Annotated in this window: 19 protein-coding genes and 1 other RNA gene; 8 read left to right on the top strand and 12 right to left on the bottom strand. The window is 70.7% G+C overall.

Annotated elements, in window-relative coordinates:
• Positions 1–73 precede the first annotated feature (73 nt).
• The 6 genes from MKK60_RS01125 to MKK60_RS01100 all read right to left on the bottom strand — a co-directional run bounded on the left by MKK60_RS01125 (position 74) and on the right by MKK60_RS01100 (position 5,357).
• The gene (locus tag MKK60_RS01125; RefSeq protein WP_243983555.1) at positions 74–1,087 is read right to left on the bottom strand and encodes a peptidoglycan -binding protein; all 1,014 of its coding nucleotides are present in this window, start codon (positions 1,085–1,087) and stop codon (positions 74–76) included.
• Positions 1,087–1,995: a MotA/TolQ/ExbB proton channel family protein gene (locus MKK60_RS01120; protein WP_243983562.1), complete on the bottom strand. Its 909-nt coding sequence runs from the start codon at positions 1,993–1,995 to the stop codon at positions 1,087–1,089. The genes MKK60_RS01125 and MKK60_RS01120 overlap by 1 nt, the downstream gene beginning before the upstream one ends.
• A gap of 268 nt (positions 1,996–2,263) precedes the next feature.
• Positions 2,264–3,082, bottom strand: coding sequence for a TIGR00282 family metallophosphoesterase (locus tag MKK60_RS01115; RefSeq protein WP_147841101.1), 819 nt, complete (start codon positions 3,080–3,082; stop codon positions 2,264–2,266).
• A gap of 2 nt (positions 3,083–3,084) precedes the next feature.
• Positions 3,085–3,672 (bottom strand): 5-formyltetrahydrofolate cyclo-ligase, encoded by a 588-nt coding sequence (locus MKK60_RS01110; protein WP_243983554.1) that lies wholly within the window; start codon positions 3,670–3,672, stop codon positions 3,085–3,087.
• Positions 3,662–3,818: non-coding RNA, 6S RNA (gene ssrS, locus MKK60_RS01105), on the bottom strand. The genes MKK60_RS01110 and ssrS overlap by 11 nt, the downstream gene beginning before the upstream one ends.
• A gap of 63 nt (positions 3,819–3,881) precedes the next feature.
• Entirely contained in the window at positions 3,882–5,357 is a 1,476-nt protein-coding gene (locus MKK60_RS01100) for a formyl transferase (protein ID WP_313899212.1), read from the bottom strand.
• Positions 5,358–5,710: 353 nt separating this feature from the next.
• Between MKK60_RS01100 and MKK60_RS01095 the strand changes: the two genes are divergently transcribed.
• Together MKK60_RS01095 and MKK60_RS01090 are read left to right on the top strand one after the other, a co-directional pair.
• Positions 5,711–7,813, top strand: coding sequence for a GumC family protein (locus MKK60_RS01095; RefSeq protein ID WP_243983552.1), 2,103 nt, complete (start codon positions 5,711–5,713; stop codon positions 7,811–7,813).
• A 10-nt stretch (positions 7,814–7,823) separates the two neighbouring features.
• On the top strand, positions 7,824–9,155 hold the full coding sequence (locus MKK60_RS01090; protein ID WP_243983551.1) for a VpsF family polysaccharide biosynthesis protein: 1,332 nt from the start codon (positions 7,824–7,826) through the stop codon (positions 9,153–9,155).
• Here the strand turns inward: MKK60_RS01090 and MKK60_RS01085 are convergent.
• Positions 9,112–10,365, bottom strand: a complete 1,254-nt coding sequence (locus MKK60_RS01085) for a glycoside hydrolase family 5 protein (protein ID WP_243983550.1) — start codon at positions 10,363–10,365, stop codon at positions 9,112–9,114. The two genes, MKK60_RS01090 and MKK60_RS01085, sit on opposite strands and share 44 nt — an antisense overlap.
• A gap of 2 nt (positions 10,366–10,367) precedes the next feature.
• Positions 10,368–11,591 carry a DUF1972 domain-containing protein gene (locus tag MKK60_RS01080; protein ID WP_243983549.1) on the bottom strand — a complete coding sequence of 408 codons (1,224 nt, stop codon included), beginning with the start codon at positions 11,589–11,591 and terminating at the stop codon, positions 10,368–10,370.
• 223 nt (positions 11,592–11,814) lie between these two features.
• On the opposite strand from MKK60_RS01080, the gene MKK60_RS01075 reads away from it, so the two are divergent.
• From MKK60_RS01075 to MKK60_RS01065, 3 genes are all read left to right on the top strand, one after another.
• A complete protein-coding gene (locus tag MKK60_RS01075) occupies positions 11,815–12,975 on the top strand; it encodes a glycosyltransferase family 4 protein (protein WP_409567344.1) in 1,161 nt (386 codons plus the stop codon).
• 388 nt (positions 12,976–13,363) lie between these two features.
• Positions 13,364–14,359 carry a sterol desaturase family protein gene (locus MKK60_RS01070; RefSeq protein WP_243983547.1) on the top strand — a complete coding sequence of 332 codons (996 nt, stop codon included), beginning with the start codon at positions 13,364–13,366 and terminating at the stop codon, positions 14,357–14,359.
• The gene (locus MKK60_RS01065; protein ID WP_243983546.1) at positions 14,356–15,483 is read left to right on the top strand and encodes a GNAT family N-acetyltransferase; all 1,128 of its coding nucleotides are present in this window, start codon (positions 14,356–14,358) and stop codon (positions 15,481–15,483) included. The genes MKK60_RS01070 and MKK60_RS01065 overlap by 4 nt, the downstream gene beginning before the upstream one ends.
• 21 nt (positions 15,484–15,504) lie before the next feature.
• On the opposite strand, the gene MKK60_RS01060 is transcribed toward MKK60_RS01065, so the two are convergent.
• Both MKK60_RS01060 and MKK60_RS01055 read right to left on the bottom strand, forming a co-directional pair.
• The gene (locus MKK60_RS01060) at positions 15,505–16,815 is read right to left on the bottom strand and encodes a hypothetical protein (RefSeq protein ID WP_243983545.1); all 1,311 of its coding nucleotides are present in this window, start codon (positions 16,813–16,815) and stop codon (positions 15,505–15,507) included.
• A 253-nt stretch (positions 16,816–17,068) separates the two neighbouring features.
• Complete coding sequence (locus tag MKK60_RS01055; RefSeq protein ID WP_243983544.1) at positions 17,069–17,242, bottom strand: hypothetical protein; 174 nt, start codon at positions 17,240–17,242, stop codon at positions 17,069–17,071.
• Between the two features lie 52 nt (positions 17,243–17,294).
• Here MKK60_RS01055 and glp point away from each other — a divergent pair, with 52 nt between their 5' ends.
• Positions 17,295–18,545 carry a gephyrin-like molybdotransferase Glp gene (gene glp / locus MKK60_RS01050; RefSeq protein WP_243983543.1) on the top strand — a complete coding sequence of 417 codons (1,251 nt, stop codon included), beginning with the start codon at positions 17,295–17,297 and terminating at the stop codon, positions 18,543–18,545.
• A 110-nt stretch (positions 18,546–18,655) separates the two neighbouring features.
• A complete protein-coding gene (locus tag MKK60_RS01045) occupies positions 18,656–19,930 on the top strand; it encodes an efflux RND transporter periplasmic adaptor subunit (RefSeq protein WP_243983542.1) in 1,275 nt (424 codons plus the stop codon).
• A 6-nt stretch (positions 19,931–19,936) separates the two neighbouring features.
• Here MKK60_RS01045 and MKK60_RS01040 read toward each other — a convergent pair whose 3' ends face one another.
• Complete coding sequence (locus MKK60_RS01040) at positions 19,937–20,326, bottom strand: plastocyanin (RefSeq protein ID WP_313898921.1); 390 nt, start codon at positions 20,324–20,326, stop codon at positions 19,937–19,939.
• A gap of 289 nt (positions 20,327–20,615) precedes the next feature.
• On the opposite strand from MKK60_RS01040, the gene MKK60_RS01035 reads away from it, so the two are divergent.
• Positions 20,616–23,429, top strand: a complete 2,814-nt coding sequence (locus MKK60_RS01035) for an EAL domain-containing protein (RefSeq protein ID WP_243983541.1) — start codon at positions 20,616–20,618, stop codon at positions 23,427–23,429.
• Between the two features lie 58 nt (positions 23,430–23,487).
• Here MKK60_RS01035 and MKK60_RS01030 read toward each other — a convergent pair.
• On the bottom strand, positions 23,488–23,897 hold a 410-nt coding region (locus tag MKK60_RS01030), incomplete at its 5' end, for a 3-deoxy-7-phosphoheptulonate synthase (protein WP_243983540.1).

Here is a 23,897-nt window from a genome sequence, read left to right as displayed (position 1 = left end):
GGAAAATGCTCTATCGTGTCGTGGGATCACATTGTCTTCCCGCGAGCCGGGATCAACCTCGCTCGACAATGCTCTAGCGCTCGGTCAGCTTCAGCTCGATCCGGCGGTTCTTCGCGTAGGCCTCGTCGGTGGTGCCGGCGTCGAGCGGCTGGAACTCTCCGAAGGCGCCGGCGAGCAGCCGCTGCGGCGGCAGGCCCTTGCTCGCGAGGTACTGCACGACGGCGATGGCGCGCGCCGCCGAGAGCGACCAGTTCGACGGGAACTGCGCGCTGGCGATCGGTCGCGAATCGGTATGGCCGTCGACCCGCAGCACCCAGGGCAGGTCCGCCGGGATCTGCTTGGCGAGGTCGAGGATCGCCCCCGCGATCCGGTCGAGCTCCGGGCCGGCCTCGGCCTTCAGCGAGGCGGAGCCTGCCGGGAACAGCACCTCGGATTGCAGCACGAAGCGGTCGCCGACGACGCGGATGTCGGTGCGATTGCCGAGGATCTGCCGCAGGCGGCCGAAGAAGTCGGAGCGGTATCGGGCAAGCTCCTGCACCTTCTGCGCAAGCGCGACGTTGAGGCGGCTGCCGAGGTCGGCGATGCGGGCCTGGCTCTCGCGGTCGCGGCTCTCGGAAGCCGCGAGCGCATCCTCGAGCGCCGCGAGCTGGCGCCGCATCGCGCCGATCTGGTCGTTGAGCATGTCGATCTGCGACTGCGCCCGGCCGGCCGCGCCGCGCTCGGCCTGGAGCTGCCTGTCGAGGTCGCTTGCCTGGCCCTTGCTCGAGGCCGTCGCCGCGGCCTCGGCGCGGGCCCGGTCGCGCTCGGCCTCGGTCGCGAGCAGGGTGTTGCGGAGCGCCTGCGCCGTCTCCTCCTGCCCGCGCCGGTTCGAGCGCTCGAGCGCCAGCAGGTCGGTGAGGTCGACGATCTGGCGGTTGAGCTTGGCCAGCACCGTGTCGCGCCCGGTCAGCTCCTGCGACAGGAAGAACTGGCCGACGACGAAGATCGTCAGCAGGAACACCACCGCCAGCAGCAGCGTCGCCAGCGCGTCGACGTAGCCCGGCCAGACGTTGACGCCGCGGTCGCGGCGGACGAGGCGGGAGGCCATCAGACCCGCTCGCGGCCGAGCCGGTCGAGCACCTGCTTCATCTCGCGCTCGCGGCCGGCTTGGGCCTCGACCCAGTCGCGGATCATCTGCTGCTCGGCGCGCATGTGCTGGACGAGCCCCTGGATGCCCTCGGCGAGGTTGGTCATCGCCAGCGTCGCCGCCCGCCCGTTGGCGCCTTCCGACACGACGGTGGTCAGGCGGTCGACGGCTTCCTGCAGCGCCTCGACCGCGACCGGCTCCTGCCGCGCCTGAACCGGCGCGGGCGCGGCCGCCTCCTCGCCCGAGACCAGCCAGTCCTCCAGCTCGTTGTGGAAGCGGGCATGGGCCTGGCTCGCCTGCAGGTCGAGGAAGCCGGTGATGAGCGAGCTCGCCAAGCCGAACAGCGACGCCGAGAACGCCAGGCCGATGCCGCCGAGCGGCACGGCCAGCCCGTTCTTCAGCTCGTCGAACATCACGCTGGCCTCGCCGCCGCCGCGCATCGACTTGATCACCGAGCCGACCGCCGAGAGCGTGTCGATGAGGCCCCAGAACGTGCCGAGCAGGCCGAGCAGGATCAGGATGCCGGCGATGTAGCGCAGGGTGTCGCGGCCCTCGTCGAGGCGCGCGGCGACGGTGTCGAGGAAGGCCCGCACCCCCGGCAGCGTCGCGCCGTCGCGCCGGGCCTGGATCGCCGGCACCAGCGGCACGATGAGGCGCGGCGGGCGCTTGGCCGCCTCCCCCGAGGCGACCGCGTTGACGTAGGATGCCTCGCGGTAGAGCCGGATCACCTGCCCGCAGGCCAGCAGCACCGCGATGAGGAGCACGCCGAGGATCAGGCCGTTGAGCCCCGGATTGGCCTGGAAGGCGGGCGTGATCTGGCGAAACAGGATGAAGGCGAGGAACCCGACCAGGATCAGGAAGACCAGCATCCGGACGAGGTAGATGCCCGGCTTCGCGATCGGTCTCCTGGCCGCCGGAATCTTGCCCGCCGGACTCTTGCCGATCGGCCTGTCCGCACTCGGCTGTGCGGGAAACGCGGTGTCGGAACGGGCGGCCATCGGTCGCGACTCTTCGGAAGGTGGCGCGAGGTCGTCTCCCGAAGATGATCGGCGGCCTCGATCGAGCAGGCCGGCACTGTGGCGTCAGCCTCCGATGCGATCAAGCCGCACAGCGCGCGTTCACATCGTTCAGTGCGAACTAATCCCAATCCCGCGGCCAGGTCTCCTCGAGATGAGGCCCGAGGCGAACCGCCGAGACCGCGACGGCGAGGCCGGCCGCATTGGTCTCGACGGCGATGCCGCACAGGGTGCCCTCCCCTTGCGCCGCTTCGAGGCGGGCGCCCGGCGTCTTCTGCAGGAAGCGCCGCAGCGGCTCCTCCTTCTGCATGCCGAGCACCGAGTCGTAATCGCCGCACATCCCGGCATCCGTCAGGTAGGCCGTGCCGCCGGGCAGGATGCGGTGATCGCCGGTCGGGACGTGGGTGTGGGTGCCGACGACGAGGCTGGCGCGGCCGTCGAGGAACACGCCGAAGGCCTGCTTCTCGCTGGTCGCCTCGGCATGGACGTCGACGATGACCGCATCGGCGGCCTCGCCCAGCGGGCAGGCGGACAGCTCGCGCTCGACCGCGGCGAAGGGGTCGTCCAGCGCGTCGATGAACAGCCGACCCATCACGTTGACGACCAGGACGCGGGCGCCGGCCCGGGTCTCGACGATGGTGGCGCCCCGGCCCGGCGTGCCGGGCGGGTAGTTCGCCGGCCGGACCAGCTTCGGCTGGCGGGCGATGAAGACCAGCGCCTCGCGCTGATCGAAGGAGTGGTTGCCGAGCGTCACCGCGTCGGCGCCGGCCCCGAGGATCTCGTCGCAGATCGACTCGGTGATGCCGAACCCGCCGGCCGCGTTCTCGCCGTTCACGACCACGCAATCGAGCCGCCAGCGCTCGCGCAAGGCGGGAAGCCGGTCGGTGACGGCCTTTCGGCCGGGACGCCCGACCACGTCGCCGAGAAAGAGAAGCCGCATCGTCAGAGGTCTTTGGTGAGGGGAACGAACCCGGCCTCGGTCACGAGGTGGTCGAGGGGGCGATCGTGCGGCTCGGCCGGGACCCGCTGGATCTCCTGGACCGAGAAGGCGATGCCGATGGTCAGCACCGGGCCGCTGCGCGACAGTCGGCTGATCGCCTGGTCGTAGTAGCCGCGGCCGTAGCCGATGCGCTGGCCGCGCCGGTCGAAGGCGGCGAGCGGCACGATCAGGGCGGTCGGGTCGAGGGCCGGCAGGTCGTCGCGCGGCTCGCTGAGGCCGAAGCGGCCGGCGACCAGCGTCTCGCCCGCGCGCCACTCGCGGAACACCAGGCCGTCCGGCGTGACCTTCGGCAGCGCGACGCGCTGGCCGCGGGCGAACAGGCGCTCGATCAGCGGGCGCGGGTCGGCCTCGCTGCGGATCGGCCAGAAGGCGCCGACGAGGGCGGCCTCGGCGAGGCCCGCGACCGTGAGGGCATGCTCGGCGATCGCCAGCGATCCGGCCCGCCGGATCTCCGGGTCGAGGGCGTCGCGCCGTGCGAGCGCGTCGCTTCGCAGGGCGGCCTTGTCGGAGGAGGTCGAGTGCGGAGCCACGTGAGCCGTTGGAGGATCGATCCCGGGAAACCTACAGTGTAGGTGGGCGCCGTGTTGGCCAAGTCCAGGGACGAGGCCAGGGACAGCTCCCGGGGGAGTCGATAAGGCCCCGGGGAAAGTGCTCCTGACGGACTCTGCAGCCCCGCCCGACACATGTAGCGGTGCGCCCCCGTCCGCGCCAGGGGGCGCGAGCGCCGAGCGTCGCAAAATCAGCGGCCGAGCAGGGTGCGCAGGCGGGGCGAGCGCGCCGAGCCGTCGATGCATTCGAGCGTCGCCGACCGGTTGAGGGTGTGGAGGCGGGTGCCGGGCCAGGACGGCCCGGCGGTCAGCCTCGTCTCGACGGTCTGCGCGTAGCCCTCCGCGTCGAGGCGGTCGATCCGGGCGAGCGCCAGCGCCCGGCCGTAGCCCTCGGTGCAATCCTGGATCGGGCGGATCAGGGCTCCGTCGCGCGCGACGATGCGTCCGGCCGGCCGCGCCGAGGCGACGTCGACCAGCACCGGGTTGTGGGCATGCGGCGTCCAGGGCCCGCGAAAATCCGGTGCCGACCAGAGATGGAGCGCATCCGAGTACGAGCCGCTGCCGAGCGCCGCGCCGAGCGGCGCATCACGGACGGTCGCGAACATCCACCACAGGCCGCCGTGCTCGACCAGGGTCGCGTCGCTGGCGACGACGTCGGAGACCAGCGTCGCCTCCTTCACCCAGCCGCCCGGAAAGGCGGTGGCGCGGTAGAGGTCGATCGTGCCGGCGCTGCCGGTCTCGGGCACCATCCAGGCCTCGCCCGCGCGCTCGAACACGAACGGATAGGAGAGGTGATGGGCCTCCTCCAGCACCGGAACCGGCACGCCAATCGGGCCGTCGGCCGAGAACCGTACCGCCGAGACGATGCCCTTGGCCGTCGCGTGGACGAAATCCTCGACGAACAGCCAGGTCTCGCCGCGATGATCGAGGGGGAACGGGTCGGCGTAGAAGCGCCGGCCGTCGTCGGGCAGGGTGGTCCAGCCGGTGTCGGGGTGCCGGCGAAGGTCGATCACGTCCGGCCCGTCGAGCCGGCGCCAGCCGACCCGCCAGTGCGGGGCATGGTAGCACAGGTGGTAGAGCCGCTGCGCGACGGCGTGGGCGAGGATGCGCCCGGTGCGTGACAGGATCTGGGGGGCCGTGAGCTCGGCCGGTGGTGCCGCGATCCCGGGGCGTCCCGTCGCGGGGCCGCCCTCGTGGCGCCCGGCGAGCGCTGCCGCCAGCAGGGACACCGTGCGGATCAGCGCGTCGTCGAAGGAGGTCAGCATCACCCCGCGGCGTTCGGTGCCCGCGCGACCCGATGCGACGAGCCGGCTCCCGTCGGCGAGCGCCATCATCGGGGCCCGCCCCGCCAGGAGGCTCGCGAGCAGACCGGCCTCGCCCGGCCGGCCGTCGTAGGACAACCGCCAGATCGAGCCGGCCTCCGCGGCGGCGACGTCGCCGCAGAGGTCGACGATCAGATCCGGCCGCGCATGCCCGGTCGGCCGCCACGCGGACAGGTCGCGATCCTGCGCCGGCGACGAGGCGCCCGATCGCGGCAGGCGGTGGATCAGCGTCTCGAGCGAGAACAGCAGGTCGGCGTTGGCCGGCCACGCGTCCGGCCCGGGGCGCGCATCGATCTCGATCGCGTCGACGCCCGGCAGGACGGCGATCCGACGGAGCAGGTGCACGTGCCAAAGGCGCGGCCTCCGACCGTCGAGACGCAACCTGAGACGCATGCCGCCGACCGATCCCTCTCGAACGTTCCGGCGAACGCCGCGTCCCCGCCCGTCGCGTTCGGCGCCAGGAACCGGGATACCCGGTGCAATCCGTCGTTGCGATCTATCACCAATTTCGTGACTGAGAAGATAACCTTGAAGACAGAGGCCGCCGCCCGATCGACATTAACCCTTACCCGAAGAAGCGAGGTCCGAACCCGGGGTGCTACGCAGTCTTGAGGGATTTTCATTCAGTTGCGCGCACCTTGCAGTATCCGGTCACGCGTCCGTAAAACTGACCCAATTTGACACGACGGTGGCCCACGGTGGCACAGCTGAACAGAAACCTTGCCGTTTCGGCCTGGATCGAGCCGGTCGCGCCCGAGCGCGTGGTCACATCCAAGCCCGAGACCACGGCCGAGCTCGGCGACCTGTGGCGCATCCTGTTCCGGCGCTGGAAGCTGATCCTCGGCACGGCAAGCGTGCTGGGCTTGGCGGCCCTGGCCTACGCCGTCCTCACGCCGTCCCTCTACACGGCGACCGCGCAACTCCTGATCGATCCGCGCGACCGCGTCGTCGTGAACAACGACGTCAATCCCGGAGCGCTGTCGCCCGACGGCGGCGTGACGCAGGTCGAGAGCCAGGTCCGCGTGATCGAATCGGACACCGTGCTGTCGCGCGCCATCGCCGAGACCGGGCTCGACAAGGATCCCGAGTTCGGTGCGGCGAGCACCGGCATCGTCGGGCGCGCCGTGCGCTCCATCCGCGAGATGATCGCCGGGCCGCAGCCGGACAAGGTCGTCGACGCCCGCGGGCAGTCCCTCGACCGGCTTCGGCGCAAGCTCGCGGTGAAGCGTGCCGACAAGGTCTTCGTCGTCGACGTGATCGTCACCACCACCGATCCGGACAAGTCGGCGCGGATCGTCAACGCCATCGCCAAATCCTACCTGTCGGACCAGACCGAGGCCCGGGCCGAGGGCGCCAAGCGCGCATCGGGCGAGTTGCGCGCCCGCCTCGACGACCTGCGCAACGCCGTGAACCAGGCCGACCTGCGGCTGGAGGACTACAAGGCGAAGAACGGCCTGATCGCGTCCAGCGGGCGCCTCGTCGGCGAGCAGCAGCTCACCGACAGCAACGCCCGCGTGGTCGCGGCCCGAACCCGCACGGCCGAGGCGCGCGCCCGCCTCCAGGGCGTCAAGGACGCGCGCGGCCGGCCCTTCGCCGCCGGCGCGACGCCCGAGGCGATCCAATCCTCGGTGATCGATCGCCTGCGCGGCCAGTACGCCGAGCTGGCGAGCAAGGAGGCGGACCTGCGCACCAATCTCGGCGAGCGGCACCCGTTCATCGCCGCGACGCGGGCGCAGATGCAGGACGTGAAGCAGCTGATCGACGGCGAGCTCGGCCGCATCGCCCAGGCCGCGGAGTCGGAGTATCAGCGGGCGCAGGCCAACGAGCGCACGCTCACCGCCGACCTTGAGAAGCTCCAGAAGCAATCCGCGGTCAGCGCCCAGTCGAGCATCCGCCTGCGCGAGCTGGAGCGCGACGTCGACGCGAGCCGCACCGTCTACAACAACTTTCTCGTGCGCTCGCGCGAGCTGAAGGAGCAGACCGGGATCGACAGCACGAACGCCCGCGTCATCACCTGGGCGCGCCCGCCGGCGGACGCCTCCTGGCCGCCGCGGCTGTTCCTGGTGCTTGCGGCCTCGCTCGCCGGCCTCGGCCTCGGCACCGGCTTCGCCCTGGTTCGGGAATATGCCGAGCCGACGGTGCTGTCGCAGCGCCAGCTCGAGCGCCTGTCGAACGCGCCGGTCGTCGCGACCCTGCCGCGCCTGCGCCGCCGGAGCGACGGCGCCAGCGCGTCGGCGGCGGGCTTCACCCTCGACCACCTTCACGAATCGACCGATGGCGGCCGCTCGATCAGCATCCTCGTCACCTCCGGCGAGGCGGACGACGCCGACCGCAAGGCGGTGATCGACCTGCTCGCCTCCGTCGCGGTGGCGCGCGGCGAGCGGGTGCTGATCGTCGACGCCGACATGCGGATCGACGATTCGAGCGTCGGCGGCCTCCTCGACGTGCTCCGCGGCGAGCAGAGCCTGAACGCCGTCACCCGCCTCGACCCCGCGACGGGCGCGCGTCGGATGGGCATGGGCGACGCGCAGAAGCCGGTGCGCGACGCGTTCCTGCGCACCAACGTCGAGCGCTTCCTCGCCGGGGTGAAGGGGCGCTACGAGCTGGTCATCCTCGACGGCGGCGTCTTGTCCGAGAACCTGCGGATCGGGCCGGTCGCGGCGGCCGCCGACCGCCTGCTGCTGATCGTGCGCAACGGCGCCACCCGCCAGCGCGACCTCCTCAGCCTCGTCGGCACCTCGGAGGCCCTGGGCCGGCCGGTCTCCGGCTCGCTGCTGCTCGACGCGCGCGCGGCGAGCTGAGGAACCGATCGTGACGCAGGCGTACCGCCCGACGACGCCGGCGCACGCGGCCCGGCGGCAGCCGCAGGCGTTCCCGCTGCCCTCCCTCGCGCGGTTCGAGTCCTGGGCCCTGGTCGTGCTCGCCCTGATCACCTGCGGCCTGTCGGGCGGCATGCTCTGGGCCGTGGGCATCAACTACGACGGCATCACCGGCTCGGCGGCGCAGAAGGTCCATCCCGCGACCTACCTCGCGGTGTTCCTGTTCGGCTGGACGATGCTGCGGGCCGGCAACCCGGTGATCCCGATGGCGGCGGCGGCCGAGCGGCGTCCCGCGAGCGTGCTGCTCTGCCTCGTCGGCTTCGGGCTGCTCGCCTTCATCGCCTCGCGGAACGGGACCGGGCTTGCCGGCTCGCTCGACACCTACGTGCTCACCGGCCTCGTCGTGATCCTGATGGCCGACCGGGACACGATCACCATGCGGCACGTGGAGATCGTGGTGCACGCGGTCATGGTCGCCAACGCCGCGCTCGGCCTCGTCGAGTTCGTGAGCGGCCAGCGCTTCTTCCCGTTCCGCATGGACGGGCAGGCCTTCGACACCGACACGCGCTCGGCGGCGCTGCAGGGCCATCCGCTGGCCAACGCGACGTTGACCGCCTGCTACATCCTCGCCCTGTTCAACGGCGGCGGCCAGCTCCGTCCGATCACCCGCGCCGGCTTCATCACCCTGCAGCTGGTGGCGCTGATCACCTTCGGCGGACGCTCGGCGACGGTGGTGACGCTGTGCTTCGGCAGCGTCTTCGCGGTGGTCGCCCTCAACCGGGCGCTCCGCACCGGGCGCGTGCCGCTGCTCGGGGCGGCGATCGCCGTGTTGATGCTGACGATGGTGCCGATCGTCGTCGGCGGGCTCGCCGTCGGCGGCTTCTTCGACGCGCTGCTCGAGCGCTTCGTCTCGGACGGCGGCAGCGCCAATGCCCGCGTCGAGATGCTGGCGATCTTCGATGCGATCCCGTTCCGCGATCTCCTGGTCGGGCCCGATCCGTCGATCGTCGACACCCTGCGTCGGATGTACGGCCTCGAATGGGGCATCGAGAACCCGATCGTGCGCAGCCTCCTCTACAACGGCGTCGCGATGACGGTGCTGCTGATCGTCGCGATCGCGCTGTTCCTCTACGAGGTGGCGCGGCAGTGCCGGCACGGCGTGTTCCTGCCGATCCTCGCCTTCGTCGTGCTGATCAACACCTTCGAGAGCATCGGCGGGAAGACGACCCTTCTCGCCAAGTTCGCGCTGATGCTGCTGGTGCTGTACCCGCGCCGCCCGCTCAGCGCCTCGCCGTCCCCGGCATCGTCAGGGCCAGCGCGGTGATGATCGCGGGATCGATGCGGTGGGCGTCGTCCATCAGGCCGAGCCCGTCGAACAGGTTCCAGAACGCCCAGGCGAAGCCCGCGGCCTCCGCCGCCTCGCGGACGTCGCGGATGTAGCGGGCGCGATCGGGCGCGCGCGACGCGACGTAGCGCGCATCGCTCCTCAGGGCGCCGAACTCCCCCATCAGGATCCGTCGCGGCGCGACGCCGTAGAGGTCGGCCCAGGTTCGGATGTCGGCGAGATTGCGATCGAGGTAGCCGCGGTCCGGGTCGGCGGCGAAGTACTCCTTCATCTTCGTCTCGGTGACGGCGTAGGCCGCCGCCTTGTCCGCGTCGGAGGTCGCGGTGTCGGCGCGCATGCGGGCGCGGACCGCCGCCAGCGTCGCGTCGAGCGTACCCGCGCGCGCCGGCCACGGCACGTCGTTGAGCGCCCGATAGATCGGCTCGTCCTTCATCCAGGGCGCGCCCTGGTGCGAGAACAGGTAGGGCTCGTAGAAGTGGAAGGTGAAGAGCACCGGAGCGAGGGCGGCGAAGGAGGCGGGGTCGAGGGCGGTGAGGCCCGAGCCCATGCCGCCGCAGGCGCCGGTCGCGACCAGCGTCATGGCAGGCGCCGCCTTCCGCGCCGCGCCGAGGAGCGCCGCCTGCACCCGGTTCCAGGCCACCGCCCCGCAGGCCTGCGGCGGCTCGTTGACCGGTTCCAGGGCGATGCGGCCGGGCGCCCGCCCGCCGAAGCGCCGGGCGAGCTCGACGACGACGTCGCGGTAGGCGGGAAGCAGCGGCGCCGTCGCCGTCCCGTAGAACCGATCGGGGTTGTAGTAATGGGTCGCGGCGTTGGCCTGGACGTTCAGCACCAACGACAGCCGGCTCGCGAGGATCAGGTCGACCGCCTCGGACAGCATCGCGAACAGCCGCTCCCGCTGCGCGCCGGCGAAGGCGGCGAACGGGCCGGGATCGATCGGCAGGCGCACGAAATCGAATCCGACCTCCGCCAGCTGCCGCAGGTCGCCGGCATTCGGCACCGGGCGGTCGGGCTGGAACGGCAGCCAGGCGTAGTCGGTGCGCGGCGCGGGATATTCCCGGGTCAGCGAGAACCACGGCCACAGGCTGATGCCACGGCGCAGCACCACCGGCTCGGGCGTCGCGGCTGCGACCGGCCCGGCGAGCGTCATGGCGAGCGCGCCGCCGATCACCGTACGGCGGTCCGTCGCCATCGTCAGGCGACCGGATCCGCCGCGGCGCCGGCCGTCCGGCGGAGCGGCAGGCCGCCCGCACCCGGGCGCATCGCCGGCGCATCGTCCGTGATCGGCTCGGACATCGGCGGATATCCGCCGAGCCGGCGCGCCTCGCGCTCGTAGGCGGCCAGGATGTCGTTCCACGAAAAGGCGGCGGACCTCCGCCGGGCCGCCGCACGGGCGGCCGCGACGGCCGCGTCGTCGCCGAGAACGGTCTCGATCGCCCGCTCGCATCCGTCCACGTCGGAGAAGTAGAACTGGCCGTCGCCCGCAGTGCCGCGATTGAAGGCGTTGTCGTGCGCGATCACCGCATTGCCGGCCCACAGGGCCTCGACCAGCGAAGGGTTGGTGCCGCCGACCGTGTGCCCGTGCAGGTAGGCGCGGGCATGGTGGCGCAGCGCCTGGACCGTCTCGGCCTCGTAGATCGCGCCTGGGAACACCACGCCCTCCCCTGCCGCTCGCCGCAACGCCCGGTGGTAGGCGTTGCTCGGGTCGAACGTGCCGAGCACCACCAGCTTGGCAGAGCGCGGCTTCCTTGAGAACGCCTCGACGAAGGCCAGCACGTTGTTGTCGGGCTCGATCCGCGCGATCGAGACGAGGAATCGATCGGGTTCGAGCCCGAGCGTCCGGATCGGCGCTTCCTTCGGCGCGCGGATCGGGTCGCCGCCGTAGGGGATCGTCGCGATCGCCCGGCGCGGACGGCGGGTCGCGAGATGGTCGGCGATCGCCGGGTGGTCGGCGATCAGCCGGTGCGAGCTCCAGGCCGCGATCCACTCGCTCACCCAGAAGAACGCCCGCACCGCCAAGGACCATTTCGGGCGCCGCCACTCGATGCCGTCCATGTTGGTCAGGATCGTGGCGCCGCGCAGCCTGAGATACGGCAGGAAGATCGCCCCGTTGTAGCCGAGCACGAGGCAGACGCCGCCGCGCGTCACGGCGTCGTGCGCGCAGAACGCGTCGAAGGCCAACGTCGCCGCCGGGCCGGTCGCGGCGACCTCCACGGTGATCAGCTCGATCCCCCGCCACATCGTGGTGGAGATGCGCCGCCCGACCCGCTCGACATCCCGCTCGCAGTAGACGCCGACGCGCCAGCCGCGCGCGGCGAGATGCAGCGCGAGCCGTTCCGCGAACGTCTCGAACCCGCCATGCGACGCAGGGATGCCGCGCGTCCCAAGAATTAGGAGCGCCGGCGCAAGATCCCGCATACGCGAACCCCTTCCGATTTCAGTCAACTTCCGGTATGCGAGAAGACTTACTAACGAAGCGTCTCCGGAATACAACCATTAGTTGTCGTATCAGTGGTTAATTCAACTTATGAGTGTTGATCCAATACTTCGGACCGGGTATTCTTTCACGGACGGGAATGTTCGGGCGCCGGGCGGGTTCCTCGCCGCGCGGGACGGACGCGCCGTCCGCCGCATCACCTGCGTGCATCAGGGCTACGAGCTCTACGGATCGGATCGCAGCTTCTGCGAGACGGTGCGGACGATCCGCGAGGCCTATCCGCAGGCCTGGATCGACGTGGTGCTGCCCAAGGCCGGCCCGATCGTCGCGATGCTGGAGGACGCCGCGTCGCGGATCGTGATCGAGCCGATCTGGGTGCTGCGCCGGCGCAACCTGCTGCGGCTGGCGACGCTCGGCATGGCGGCCCTGCCCTTCGCCGTTGCCCGCGCGCTCCGGCGCATCCGGGCCAGCGATCTCGTCTACGTGAACACCACCGTCGTGGCGGACTACCTGCTGGCCGCGCGGCTCCTGCCCGGCCGAACCGTCGTCCATGTCCATGAGATTCCGGAGGGGGCGACCCTGACGGTGCTGCGCAACCTGATCCGCTGGAGCCGGGCGAACATCATCTTCAACTCGCGGGCGACGCAGGCCGCCTTCGCGATGCCGAAGGATGCGACCGCGCGCGTGGTCTACAACGGCATCGCCGGCCCGGCCCTGCCCAACACCGCGCGCTACGACGGCAGCCGTCCGCTGCGCCTGCTGATGCTCGGGCGGATCAGCCGCATCAAGGGCCAGGAGGTCCTGGTCGAGGCGATCCGGCGGCTGCCGGAGGCGATCCGGTCGCGCATCGAGCTGAAGATCGTCGGGAGCGCCTTCGAGGACGACGCCCGCGAGGCGGCGCTCGCCGCACAGGTCGCCGAGGCCGGACTGTCGGGGCAGGTCACCTGCTCGCCGTTCGTCGCCGACCCCGCTTCGCTCTACCGCTGGGCGGACGTGGTCACGGTGCCGTCGCAGCTGCCCGAGTCGCTCGGACGCGTCGCGATCGAGGCGCTGGCCTACGGCATCCCGCCGTTGGTCTCCGGCATCGGCGGCCTCACCGAGATCGTCGAGGATCGCGCGACCGGATGGGTCGTGCCCCCCGGCAACGTCGAGGCCTTGTCGCGGGCGCTCGCCGAGATCGTCACCCGCCCGGACCTGTGGACGGGGTATCCGGCGGCGGCGCGCGCCCGCTACGAGCGCATCTTCGACGAGAAGCTCGCGGCCGAGGGGATCGCGGCGATGCTGCGCCTGACCTTCCAGGGCGAGCCCGCCCGTGTGCCCGGCACCCGCACGCCGGCGAACGCCCCGTCGAACTCCGCCGGCTGACGGGGGCGGTCCGCCCGACCGCCGGACCTGCGAAGCCCGCCGGCATCGGCCCTCTTGTGCGTGCTCTGCGCAACGCTCCATTAGCCAAGACCGAAGCCGGTCGCCGGCATGCTCGACCCGGCCCGGAACCGGTTTCGAAACGAAGTCTTGACGATACGGTCGAGCTTACAGCCTCCGGTGATCGCTTCGTAAGTATTCTCCTGCGATCGTTTCGGCGGACGTTGTTCCATCGTTCGACCGCACGCGGTATTGCTGTTCCTCATCCACTGCACATCGCGCCTGCGGTTGCGACACTCACACGATCTCGCCGGATTGCGTTCGCGCTCCGGTCTTCCGTGCTTCGACCCGCTTTCGGCCCCATGGCCGGCACGGGCATGAGAGATGGGATATGATCAGCACCTTCATTGAGCAGATCCTCGAGCGGATCTCGGCCGCCAACCTCCTCGCCGCCGGCCTCCTGCTCGCGACCGCCCTCGGTTGCGCCGTGATCGCCTATTGGCGGACCGTCGAGGAGAAGTCCTTCGCAGAGTTCTTCGAGTTCCTGCTGCCGCACGAGGTGATCACCCACCCGTCCGCGCGCGCCGACCTGCTGTTCTACATCACCCGCAAGGCGATCATGCCGTTCCTGCTGATCCCGGCGGGCGTGACCTTCGTCGTCGCGGTCGGCTACGCGACCAACAAGATCGTCGGCACGATGTTCGGCATCGATGCGCCGCTGATGGGCGGGTCGCCGGGCCCGATCACGGTGATCGTCTTCACCGTGACCATGCTGCTCGCCTACGACATCTCCTACTACCTCTATCACACCGCCCAGCACCGGTTCCCGTTCCTGTGGGAGCTGCACAAGGTCCACCACTCGGCCGAGGTGATGGTCGGCATCACCAAGGATCGCGTCCACCCGCTTGACGAGCTGATGAACCGCGCCTGGGACGGCGTCATCCCCGGCATCTGCTTCGGGTTGTGGACCTTGATCGCACTTAACCCTGTGGAGGTCACGGTGTTCGGCGTCAACGTCTACATCATGCGCAACATCCTGATGATGGACTTCGTCCGGCACACGCACTTCAAGATCTCGTTCGGCAAGCTCAACAACCTGATCCTGTGCCCGCACTGGCACCAGCTGCACCACAGCACCAACCCGCGCCACTACGACAAGAACTTCGGGCTGCTGTTCTCGTTCTGGGATCGGGTCTTCGGAACCCTGTGCGTTCCCGAGCCGAACGAGAGCTTCAAGTTCGGCCTCGTTGACCGCGACGTGCGCGACTACCAGTCGCTGAACGGCCTCTACATCCTGCCGCTCAAGAAGATGTGGCGGGTCGTCAAGCGGCGCTTGAAGCCGCGTCGCGCCGCTCCGATCCAGGCCCGGGAAGGGTCGCAGCCGTGAGCGCGGAGCGTTTCGAGATCGTCCGCACGGGCGAGCGGCTCGCCGAGGTCGGCCCGGCCTGGACCGCCCTGTGGCGTGAATCCGGTGCGCTGGTGTTCCAGAGCCAGGCCTGGATCGCCGCATGGTGGGCGACGGTGCCGGATCGGGAGCGGCGCGCCTTGCAGATCGTGCTGGCCTGGCGCGGCGACGCCCTGGTCGCGGTGCTGCCGATGGCGACCTGCCGGCGGAAGGGGCTGCGCCTGCTCGAATGGGCGGCCAAGGACCACACCGATTACGGCGACGCCCTCCTGACCGGCGACGATCCCGGGCTCGTGCGGCGGATGTGGGCACATCTCTCGGCCGCCGGCGGGTTCGACCTGGTCTATCTGAACCGCCTGCTTCCGGGTGCGAAGGCACGGGCGCTGCTCGATCCGAGCCAGGCGGCCGGCGTGCGCCTGCGACCGAACCATCGCAGCGAGGTCAGCTTCCGCGTCGCCGGCGATTGGCCGACGGGCGAGGCCTGGGTCGCGGCGCAATCGAAGAAGACCCGCCAGAATTATCGCCGCGGCCAGAAGTTCATCGGCGAATCCGGCCCGTTGCGCTTCCGCCTGCTGCCGCCCGACGCGCCGATGGAGCCGGTGCTGCTGCGGCTCGCCGACCTGAAGCGCAAATGGCTCGCCGGCAACCAGCTCGAATCGAACCTCTACGACGAGGGGTCGCCCGCGCTCTCCGCCCTGGTGCGGGTGCTGGCCGAGACCGGCCTGCTGCGCGCCTTCGTGCTCGAATGCGACGGCGTCATCGTCGCGGTGTCGATCAACTTCGTCCAGGCCGGCACGATGATGGCCTTCGTCACCACCTACGATCCGGCGTTCGAGCGCGGCTCGCCCGGCATGGTGCTGATGATGGACTACATCCAGTGGTCGATCGACCAGGGGCTGCACACCGTCGACTTCCTGTGCGGGGCCGAGGCGTTCAAGAGCCGCTTCGCCACCACCAGCATCACGCTCGACGCCTTCATGGGCCGCAGGACGCTGCCGGGCGCCGCCGCGATGATGCTCGATTCCTGGAACCTCGTGGTCCGCGACATGCGCCGCCGCAGCGGCACGCCGCCGCCGCAGGTTGCAGCGGCGAGCGAAGCCGCCTGAACCCGGAACGCCGGCGTCCGTTCAGGCGGCGGCCGCCGGTGCCGACGTGCCGGCCGCGAAGCGGTCGGCGACCTCGCGCACCCGCCCGTCGGGATGGCGGGACCGGTCGCGGAACGCCTTCGCCGACCACAACGCGGTAACGCATTCCGACACCGCGAGGCCGATCAGCGCGAAGGGCGGCGCCAGGGTGAGCAGCAGCGGCACCATGATCAGGAAGCCGATGCCGGCGCTGACCAGGGCGCCTGCGGCGATCACCCGGAACGCGGCCGACGCTTCGAGGAACGCCCGCGGGATGGCGTAGAGCAGCGCGATCGTCACCACGCACCAGACGCCGAAACCGATCGCGGCCATCGGCTCGCTTGCGAAGCGCCCGTTGAACAGGTGCCGCTCGATGATCGGCAGCGCCGTCCACATCGCGACCCCGTAGGCGAGGCAGGCGAGGCCGATCAGGGCCGTGCTGCGCACGACGAGGCGCCGCGCCTCGCGCCGGCGGCCCGCGGCGAGCAACGCCGAGATCTCCGGCAGGACCATGTTGTTGAGGGCGTTGGTCGGGATCCGCAGCGGCGCGAACAGCACCAAAGTCGCGGCGATCGGCGCATAGGCCGCGGGCCCGGCCAGCAGCGCGAACAGCAGCGTCAGCCCCTGGCCCTGGACGGTCGTACCGGTGACGCCCAGCAGCGACCAGGCCAGCGTGCGCCAGATCTCCAGGTAGCGCCGCCGCACGCTGGCACGGAACGAGACCCGGACCGGTCGCCCGATCGCCGCCAACGCCACGGCGATCCCGGCCGCGTGCGCGGCCGCGATGCCGAGGAAGGCGTGCTCGAGCAGGGCGTCGTCGCCGGCATGGAGGAAGACGACGAGCGCCAGCCCGCAGGCCGAATAGACCATGTCGCTCGCGCCCGCGACCCAGGGCGCGCGGCGCGCCAGCAGCACGATCCGCAGGTAGCTGCGGAAGGCGTAGAGCCCGACGAAGGCGCCGCCGGCGAGCGCCGTAACCCCGAGCACCGGCGCGAGCCCGACCGACACAGCGGCGGCCATCAGCAGCGCGACGGCGGTCGCTCCGGAGCCGAACACCATGTCGTGGCCGCGTTCCGCCGGGCGGCCGAAACTGCGCGCGAGAAAGAGCGTCGCCGGCACTGCGACGAGGGCCCGGATATACGTGACGCCGACGGCGCCGATCGTGAATACGATCGCGAACAGGCCGTACCCGTGGGCGCCGAGCTCCCGCACGAGCACGATGTTCAGGACGAAGTGGAACAGGCTCTGGATCAGTTCGCCGGACAGGATCACGGCGAAGCGCCGACCGAAGCGTCCGATCTTCGGAAGCCTCATGCGCCGCGTCCCCGACGGTCGGAGAGCGCGCGGCACCGTGCAGCAATCACGCGCGCGACGCCAGTCCGTGTCTGAATGTTTCCGTGTCCGGCCATGATATCGATCTGACGAGGTGAAGGTGTCTTCGAGACGAACGATCGCCCGGTGCGATATCCGAATCGACGAATGATCACGCGTTTGCCTAGGACGAATCTCGCATATCTTTTTGCAACGCACCATGCGGTCGCGTGTTACGTAGATCGTCGCCGGCCGACTACGCATGCGGATTGTCCTGCCCGCGAAACGTCATGCGCCCGGCTCGCGGTTCCCCTACGTCGGGAACGCCGTTTGGTTTCAGCGGGGCTTGATCGGCCGGCCGCGATGCCGCAAGCCCGACACCCATCGATCCATCGGCCGCCCGTGACGCCTCGCGCAGCACCTGCTTCATCCGCACGATCCGGTTCGGCACCGCCAGAGGGGCGGCACGGGCGCGGCGCACGATGACGCGCCTCAGCGACGACTGCTTCGATCCGTCGGTGCCGGTGATGACCGTCGCCGAGGCGACGGCGATGATCCTGTCGCGGCTCCCCGTGGTGGCCGGCGTGGAATCCGTTCCGCTGTCGCAGGCCGACGGGCGCATCGCCGCCGAGGATGTTTCGGCGGCGATCGACGTCCCGCCCTTCGACAATTCGGCGGTCGACGGTTACGCGGTGCGCTTCTCCGACCTGTCCGAGACCGGATCGACGCTGCTGCCGGTCCGCGGGCGCCTGCCGGCCGGCGCCGCGCCGTCGGCGCTTTCCGCGCGCGCCGCCGACCGGATCTTCACCGGCGCGGCGATGCCGGAGGGTGCCGACACGGTGGTCATGCAGGAGGACGTCGAGGTCACGCCCGCGGGCGTCGTGCTGCCGTCCGACATCGTCCGCGGCGCCAATCGTCGCCCGGCGGGCGAGGACATCGCGCGAAGCAGCGTCGCGATCCCCGCCGGCCGTCGGCTGCGACCGCAGGATCTGGCGCTCGCCGCCGCGATCGGACGCGACGCCATTCCCGTGCGGCGGGCGTTGCGCGTCGCGGTGTTCTCCACGGGAAACGAGCTGACGGAGCCCGGCGGCGCGCGCGCGGCGTCCGGCATCCACGACAGCAACCGCGTGATGCTGATCGCGCTGCTGCGGCGGCTCGGGGCCGATGCCCGCGACCTCGGCATCCTGCGCGACGACCCGGATGTGCTCGCCGCACGCCTGCGCGAGGCGGCGCAGGGGCACGACCTGATCCTCACCTCGGGCGGCGTCTCGGTCGGCGAGGAGGATCACGTGAAGAACGCGGTCGCCGCCGCGGGATCGCTCGCGTTCTGGCGGCTGGCGATCAAGCCCGGACGCCCGGTCGCCATGGGGGTGGTCGCCGGCACGCCGTTCGTCGGGTTGCCCGGCAATCCGGTCGCGGCCTTCGTCACCCTCGCCTTCGTCGTCCGGCCGCTTCTCGATCGCCTCGGCGGCGCGGTCCATACGGAGCCCAGGGGCATGCCCGTGCGGGCCGCCTTCGCGCTGTCGCGAAAGCCGGGTCGGCGCGAGTTCCTGCGCGTCTGCGTGCATCGAGCCGCCGACGGGGCCTGCGAGGCGACGCTGTTCCCGCGACGCGGCTCGGGCACCATCACCTCGCTCACCGGCAGCGACGGCTTCGCCGACGTGCCCGACCATCTCGACCGGATCGATCCGGGAGACGTTCTGGCATTCCACGCCTTTGCCGCGATGTGGTGACGGCGTGATCGTCGGCGATGCGGCACCGCAACCGCTAGGCTCCAGGCGCGATGCCGGCTATCGTCGAGATCGCATCGGCATCGTTGCTGCCGGGTGAAGGCGAGCGCATCATGAAGCCCCACGCCGCGGTCAGCGACGTTCCCCCGCCGCCGGGCAAGCGCCCGTTCGTCCTCGTCGGCCTTGTGGCGGCCGGCCTGTTCGGTTGGGGCGGTTATGGGCACTGGAAGCAGTCCGCCGCCGCCACGGAGACGCAGCGCAAGGTGCGGGAGACCGTGCCGGCCGTGCGCGTCGCCGCGGTCGATCGCAGCGACAAGCCGGTCGACCTGACCCTGCCCGGCGATACCCAGGCCTTCGCCCGCGCCGCGATCTTCGCCCGCGCGACCGGCTACATCGCCGAACGCCGCGTCGACATCGGGTCGCGGGTCAAGGCCGGCGACATCCTGCTGCGGATCGCGGCGCCCGAGCTCGACCAGCAGCTCGCTCAGGCCGAGGCGCAGGCCGGGCAGATGCGGGCGCAATTGCTTCAGGCGAAGGCGCAGGTCGATCAGGCGCGCGCCAACGTCAATCTCGCCAACCTCACCAACAACCGCACCTCGACGCTGGCGACGCAGGGCTGGGCCTCGCGCCAGAACGCGGACAACTCGCAGGCGGGCGTGCTGAGCCAGGGCGCCTCCCTCGCGGCCGCGGAAGCCGGGGTGAAGGTCGCCGAGGCCAACATCAAGGCGCAGGACGCGACCGTCGACCGCCTCAAGGCGCTCACCAGCTTCAAGGACGTGGTCGCCCCCTTCGACGGGGTCGTCACCACCCGCAGCGTCGACGTCGGCGACCTGGTCAAGGCCGACGGCAGCGGCACGGCGCTGCTCGGCATGGATCGCGACGACATCCTGCGCATCAGCGTGAACGTGCCGCAGAACGCGGCGATCGGCGTCAGGAAGGGCGTCGTTGCCACGATCAAGGTGCCGCAGATTCCGGACCGCACCTTCTCGGGCCGGGTCGAGCGCAGCTCGGTGGCGCTGCTGACCGCGTCGCGCACCCTGACGACGGAAGTCGATGTGCCGAACCCCGACGGGATGCTGCGCGCCGGCCTCTACGTCTACGTGACCCTGCAGATTCCGCGTCCTGAGGCGGCGGTGATCGTTCCCGCCGAGGGCCTGGTGTTCAACCAGGGGGGCACCCAGGTCGCGGTCGTCGGAGACGACGACCGGGCCGAGTGGCGCTCGGTGCATATCCGGCGCGATTTCGGGACGACGATCGAGATCGACCAGGGCCTGACCGGGCAGGAGCGGATCGTGCTCGGGCCGCCGGCCGACCTTCGCGACGGCCAGCGGATCAAGCGCGATGGCGGCCCCGGCGAGGCCAAGCCGGTCCAGGCGGCGGCGCGCTGAGGGCGCTCAGTTCACCCGGACGATGAGCTTCATCTTCGGGTGGATGCCGCACAGCACGAGGAAGGTGCCGTTCTTCTCGAACGTCACCGGCGTGCGGCTGCCCGGGACCTGATCGCCGGAATCGAAGTTGAAGGCGTCCGACTCGATGTAGATGTGGTGGAGCAGGTCGCTGTCGTCGTTGACGATGGTGATCGTGTCGCCGCGCGTGACGACGAGGCTGTTGGGCTGGAACGCCCGGCCCTTCTGCGACACGAGGTGACCGCTCGCTTCCAGCCGGCCGACGAAGGCCATGCCTGCCAGAACGCCCGCGACCAGCGCCGCCGCCGTGCCGGCGACGGAGCGTGGGGCCGAGCGTGGGCTCGCGCGGCCGATCACCGATTCCCTGAGGTTGGGCATGGCGTCCTCGAAGATCACGCCTCAAGGTTGCGCGGCCGTGGTTAAGATTCTGCTGATGTCGACGGCGGCTTTCGCGTGCTCCACAACGTAACTGCCGCGTTGCATCGGGCTTCGGTACGAGCCCCGGTGCCCGATCCAGCCGCCGATACGCGGCGCACCGGCTAATGGCGCCTTAACATTTCGCATTTAACTTGGCCGAGCGCGGGCAGAAAGAAGCTACGTCTCGATGCGATGGAATGGGACCGGACCGAATAGGAGGCCACGCTCGGCAACGAGCGGGATGCCGCGCATGGTGGATGCTCGGGTGACCATCCGTGGCCGGATCCTCCTGGCGTTCCTGACCATGAGCCTGATCACCGGCGCGCTCGGTCTCTACGCGATCCGGGGCCTTCAGGATGCGGGCGAGCTCGTCAACCGCACCTACGACGAATCGCTGATGTCGATCAATTATGCGCGGGCCGCGGCAGCGGACTTCGCCAAGATGCGCTCGGCCTTCGCCCGGCGCATGGTGACCGGCGATCCGGCGGCCGCCTCCAAGCTCGACGCCGAGATCAACGAGCTCGCCGCGACGCTCTCCGACGACCTCGGGATCGCCGTCGAGCGCTCGCAATCCGACCGTGTGATCCGTTCGGCCAAGGCCGTCCAGGAGGGCGTGGAGCTCTGGGAGTCGATGCGCCACGGCCTCGACGGATCGACCGGCAAGAGCGCCGCCTGGGACGCCCTCGACCGTCAGGCCGGCATCGTCGACGGGCAGATCGAGCTTCTGGTCAACTATACCGCCGGCGACGGCTTCGTCTTCCGCCAGACCGCCCGGACCGTCGTCGCGCAGGAGATCCGCTTCAACGTGATCGCGATGGCGGTGGCGCTGATCCTGTCCGGCTTCGTCGCCTACCTGCTGAACCGCCGGATCATCGGCCCGCTCGCCTCGGCCTCGGCGGTCGCAGAGCGGATCGCGGCCGGCCGCCTCGACGACGCGGTGCCGACCGGCGGCCGCGACGAGCTGGGTGCGCTCCTGCGGGCCATGGCGACCATGCGCGACAACATCCAGGCGATGATGGAGCGCGAGGTCAGCCAGCGCCGCTCCGCCGAGGCCCTGCTGGCCGACGCGCTCCAAAGCTCGCGCGAAGGCGTCGTGGTCGTCGACGCCCACGGGCGGATCGCTCTGGCCAACGCCCAGGCGCTGGAGTTCTTCAGCGGCCTGCGCTCGGCCGTCGAGGTCGGATCGTCGGTGATCGCGCTCGCCAACGGCGAGATCGACGCGCCGGCCCCGATGATCGACTGCGCCCGGACCCTGTCGCGCGACGGCGAGGTCCTGCTCGCCGACGGCCGCTGGTTGCGCGTCAGCCGCAGCGCCACGCAGGAGGGCGGGTTCGTCGCCGTGTGCAGCGACATCAGCGTCCTGAAGGAGCAGGAGGCCGGGCTCACGCAGACGAACCTGCGCCTCGACGCGGCGCTCGACAACATGAGCCAGGGCCTGTGCCTGTACGATGCCGACCACCGCCTGATGGTGGTGAACCGGCGCTACGCCGAGATCTACAACCTGCCGCCCGGTTCGGTCGTGCCGGGCATGTCGGCCGAAGCGGTGCTCCAATGCAGCCTCGGCGCCGGCCACCATCCGGGCTCGACCCTCGCCGATATGCTGCGCGAGGCCGCCTGCATCTTCGGGACGAGCCGCCAGCGCACCCATTTCCAGGAACTCGCCAACGGCCGGGTCGTCGCCATCGAGCAGCGGATGACCGCCGATGGCGGCTTCGTCGCGACCTACGACGACGTGACCGAGCGGCGCCAGGCCGAGGCGCGGATCGCCTATCTCGCCCACCACGACACCCTCACCGGCCTGCCGAACCGGATCCTGTTCAGCGAGCAGGTCGACGCCGCGATCGCGCAGGCCGGGCGCGGCACCGGCTTTGCCGTGTTCTGCCTCGATCTCGACGATTTCCGGCCGGTGAACGACACCCTCGGCCACGTGGTCGGCGACGAGCTGCTGCAGGCCGCGGCCAACCGGATCGGCGCCTGCATCCGCGAGATCGACAGCTGCGCCCGCCTCGGCAGCGACGAGTTCGCGATCCTGCAGCGCGGGATCGACACCGCCGAAGATGCCGCCGTGCTCGCCCGCCGCCTTGTCGAAGTGCTGGGCGCGCCCTTCGTCCTGTCGAGCCACACAGTGACCCTCGGCGTCACCCTCGGGATCACCCTGGCGCCTTACGACGGCACGAGCTGCGAGAAGCTCCTGATGAACGCCGACGTCGCGCTGGCGCGGTCGAAGGTCGACGCCCGCGGATCGTTCCGGTTCTTCGAGCCGGAGATGGATGCGCGCCTGCAGGCACGCCGGCTGTTCGAGGTCGACCTGCGCGAGGCGGTCGCCAACGAAGCCTTCGAGGTCCACTACCAGCCGATCTACTGCCTCAACGCCGAGCGGATCTGCGGCTTCGAGGCGCTGCTGCGCTGGAACCACCCGGTGCGCGGATGGGTGTCGCCGGTCGAGTTTATCCCCGTCGCCGAGGAGCTCGGCCTGATCGTGCCGCTGGGCGAATGGGTGCTGCACCGCGCCTGCGAGGAGGCCGCCCGCTGGCCCGAGGGCCTGAAGGTCGCCGTGAACGTCTCGGCGGTGCAATTCACCTCCGCGAGCCTGATCACCGCCGTGCGCGAGGCCCTGCAGCGCACCGGCCTGCCCGGCCAGCGCCTCGAATTGGAGATCACCGAATCGGTGCTGGTCGCCAACCCCGGCGCGACGACGGCGATCCTGCACAATCTCAAGATGCTCGGCGCCCGCGTCTCGATGGACGATTTCGGCACCGGCTACTCGAGCTTGAGCTACCTGCGCAGCTTCCCCTTCGACAAGATCAAGATCGACCAATCCTTCGTGCGTGACCTGTGCGCCGAGAACGGGACCGAGTTCATCGTCCGTGCGGTGATCGGCCTGGGCGCCAGCCTGCGGATGACCACGACGGCCGAGGGCGTCGAGACCGAGGCGCAGCTGTCCAAGCTGCGAGCCGAGGGCTGCGACGAGGTGCAGGGCTACCTGTTCAGCCGACCCGTTCCCTCGGTCGAGCTGCCCGCCCTGATCACCCGCTGGAACGGCGCGGCGCGGGCGATCGCCTGATCCGCGCCGGCCGGTTGGCCGACGCGGATTCGATTGGTCGAGCCGCGGGCCGGCGGTCCTACTCCGCCGCGTCGAGGCGCGGGCGTTCGATCACCGTCCGGCCGCGCTTGACCAGCTCGGCCGTGCGGAAAGCCACTTCCAGGGCCTGCTCCGCGTTGAGGCGCGGGTCGCAGTAGGTGTGATAGCGATCCTGGAGGTCGTCGGCCGTCAGCGCGCGGGCGCCGCCCGTGCATTCGGTCACGTCCTTGCCGGTCATCTCCAGGTGGATGCCGCCCGGGATGGTGCCTTCGGCGGAATGGACGCCGAAGAAGCCCTCGATCTCCTGCATCACCCGCTCGAACGGGCGCGTCTTGTAGCGGCCGGCCGAGATCGTGTTGCCGTGCATCGGATCGCAGACCCACACGACGCTGCGCCCCTCGCGCTCGATCGCGCGAACCAGGCGCGGAAGATGCTCGCCGACCTTGTCCG

Origin of the sequence: Methylobacterium sp. J-092 (assembly GCF_022829325.1) — a bacterium.
Lineage (GTDB): Bacteria > Pseudomonadota > Alphaproteobacteria > Rhizobiales > Beijerinckiaceae > Methylobacterium.
The sequence above is the reverse complement of the archived record's forward strand: the minus strand, read 5'-3'. Positions and strand labels throughout refer to the sequence as shown.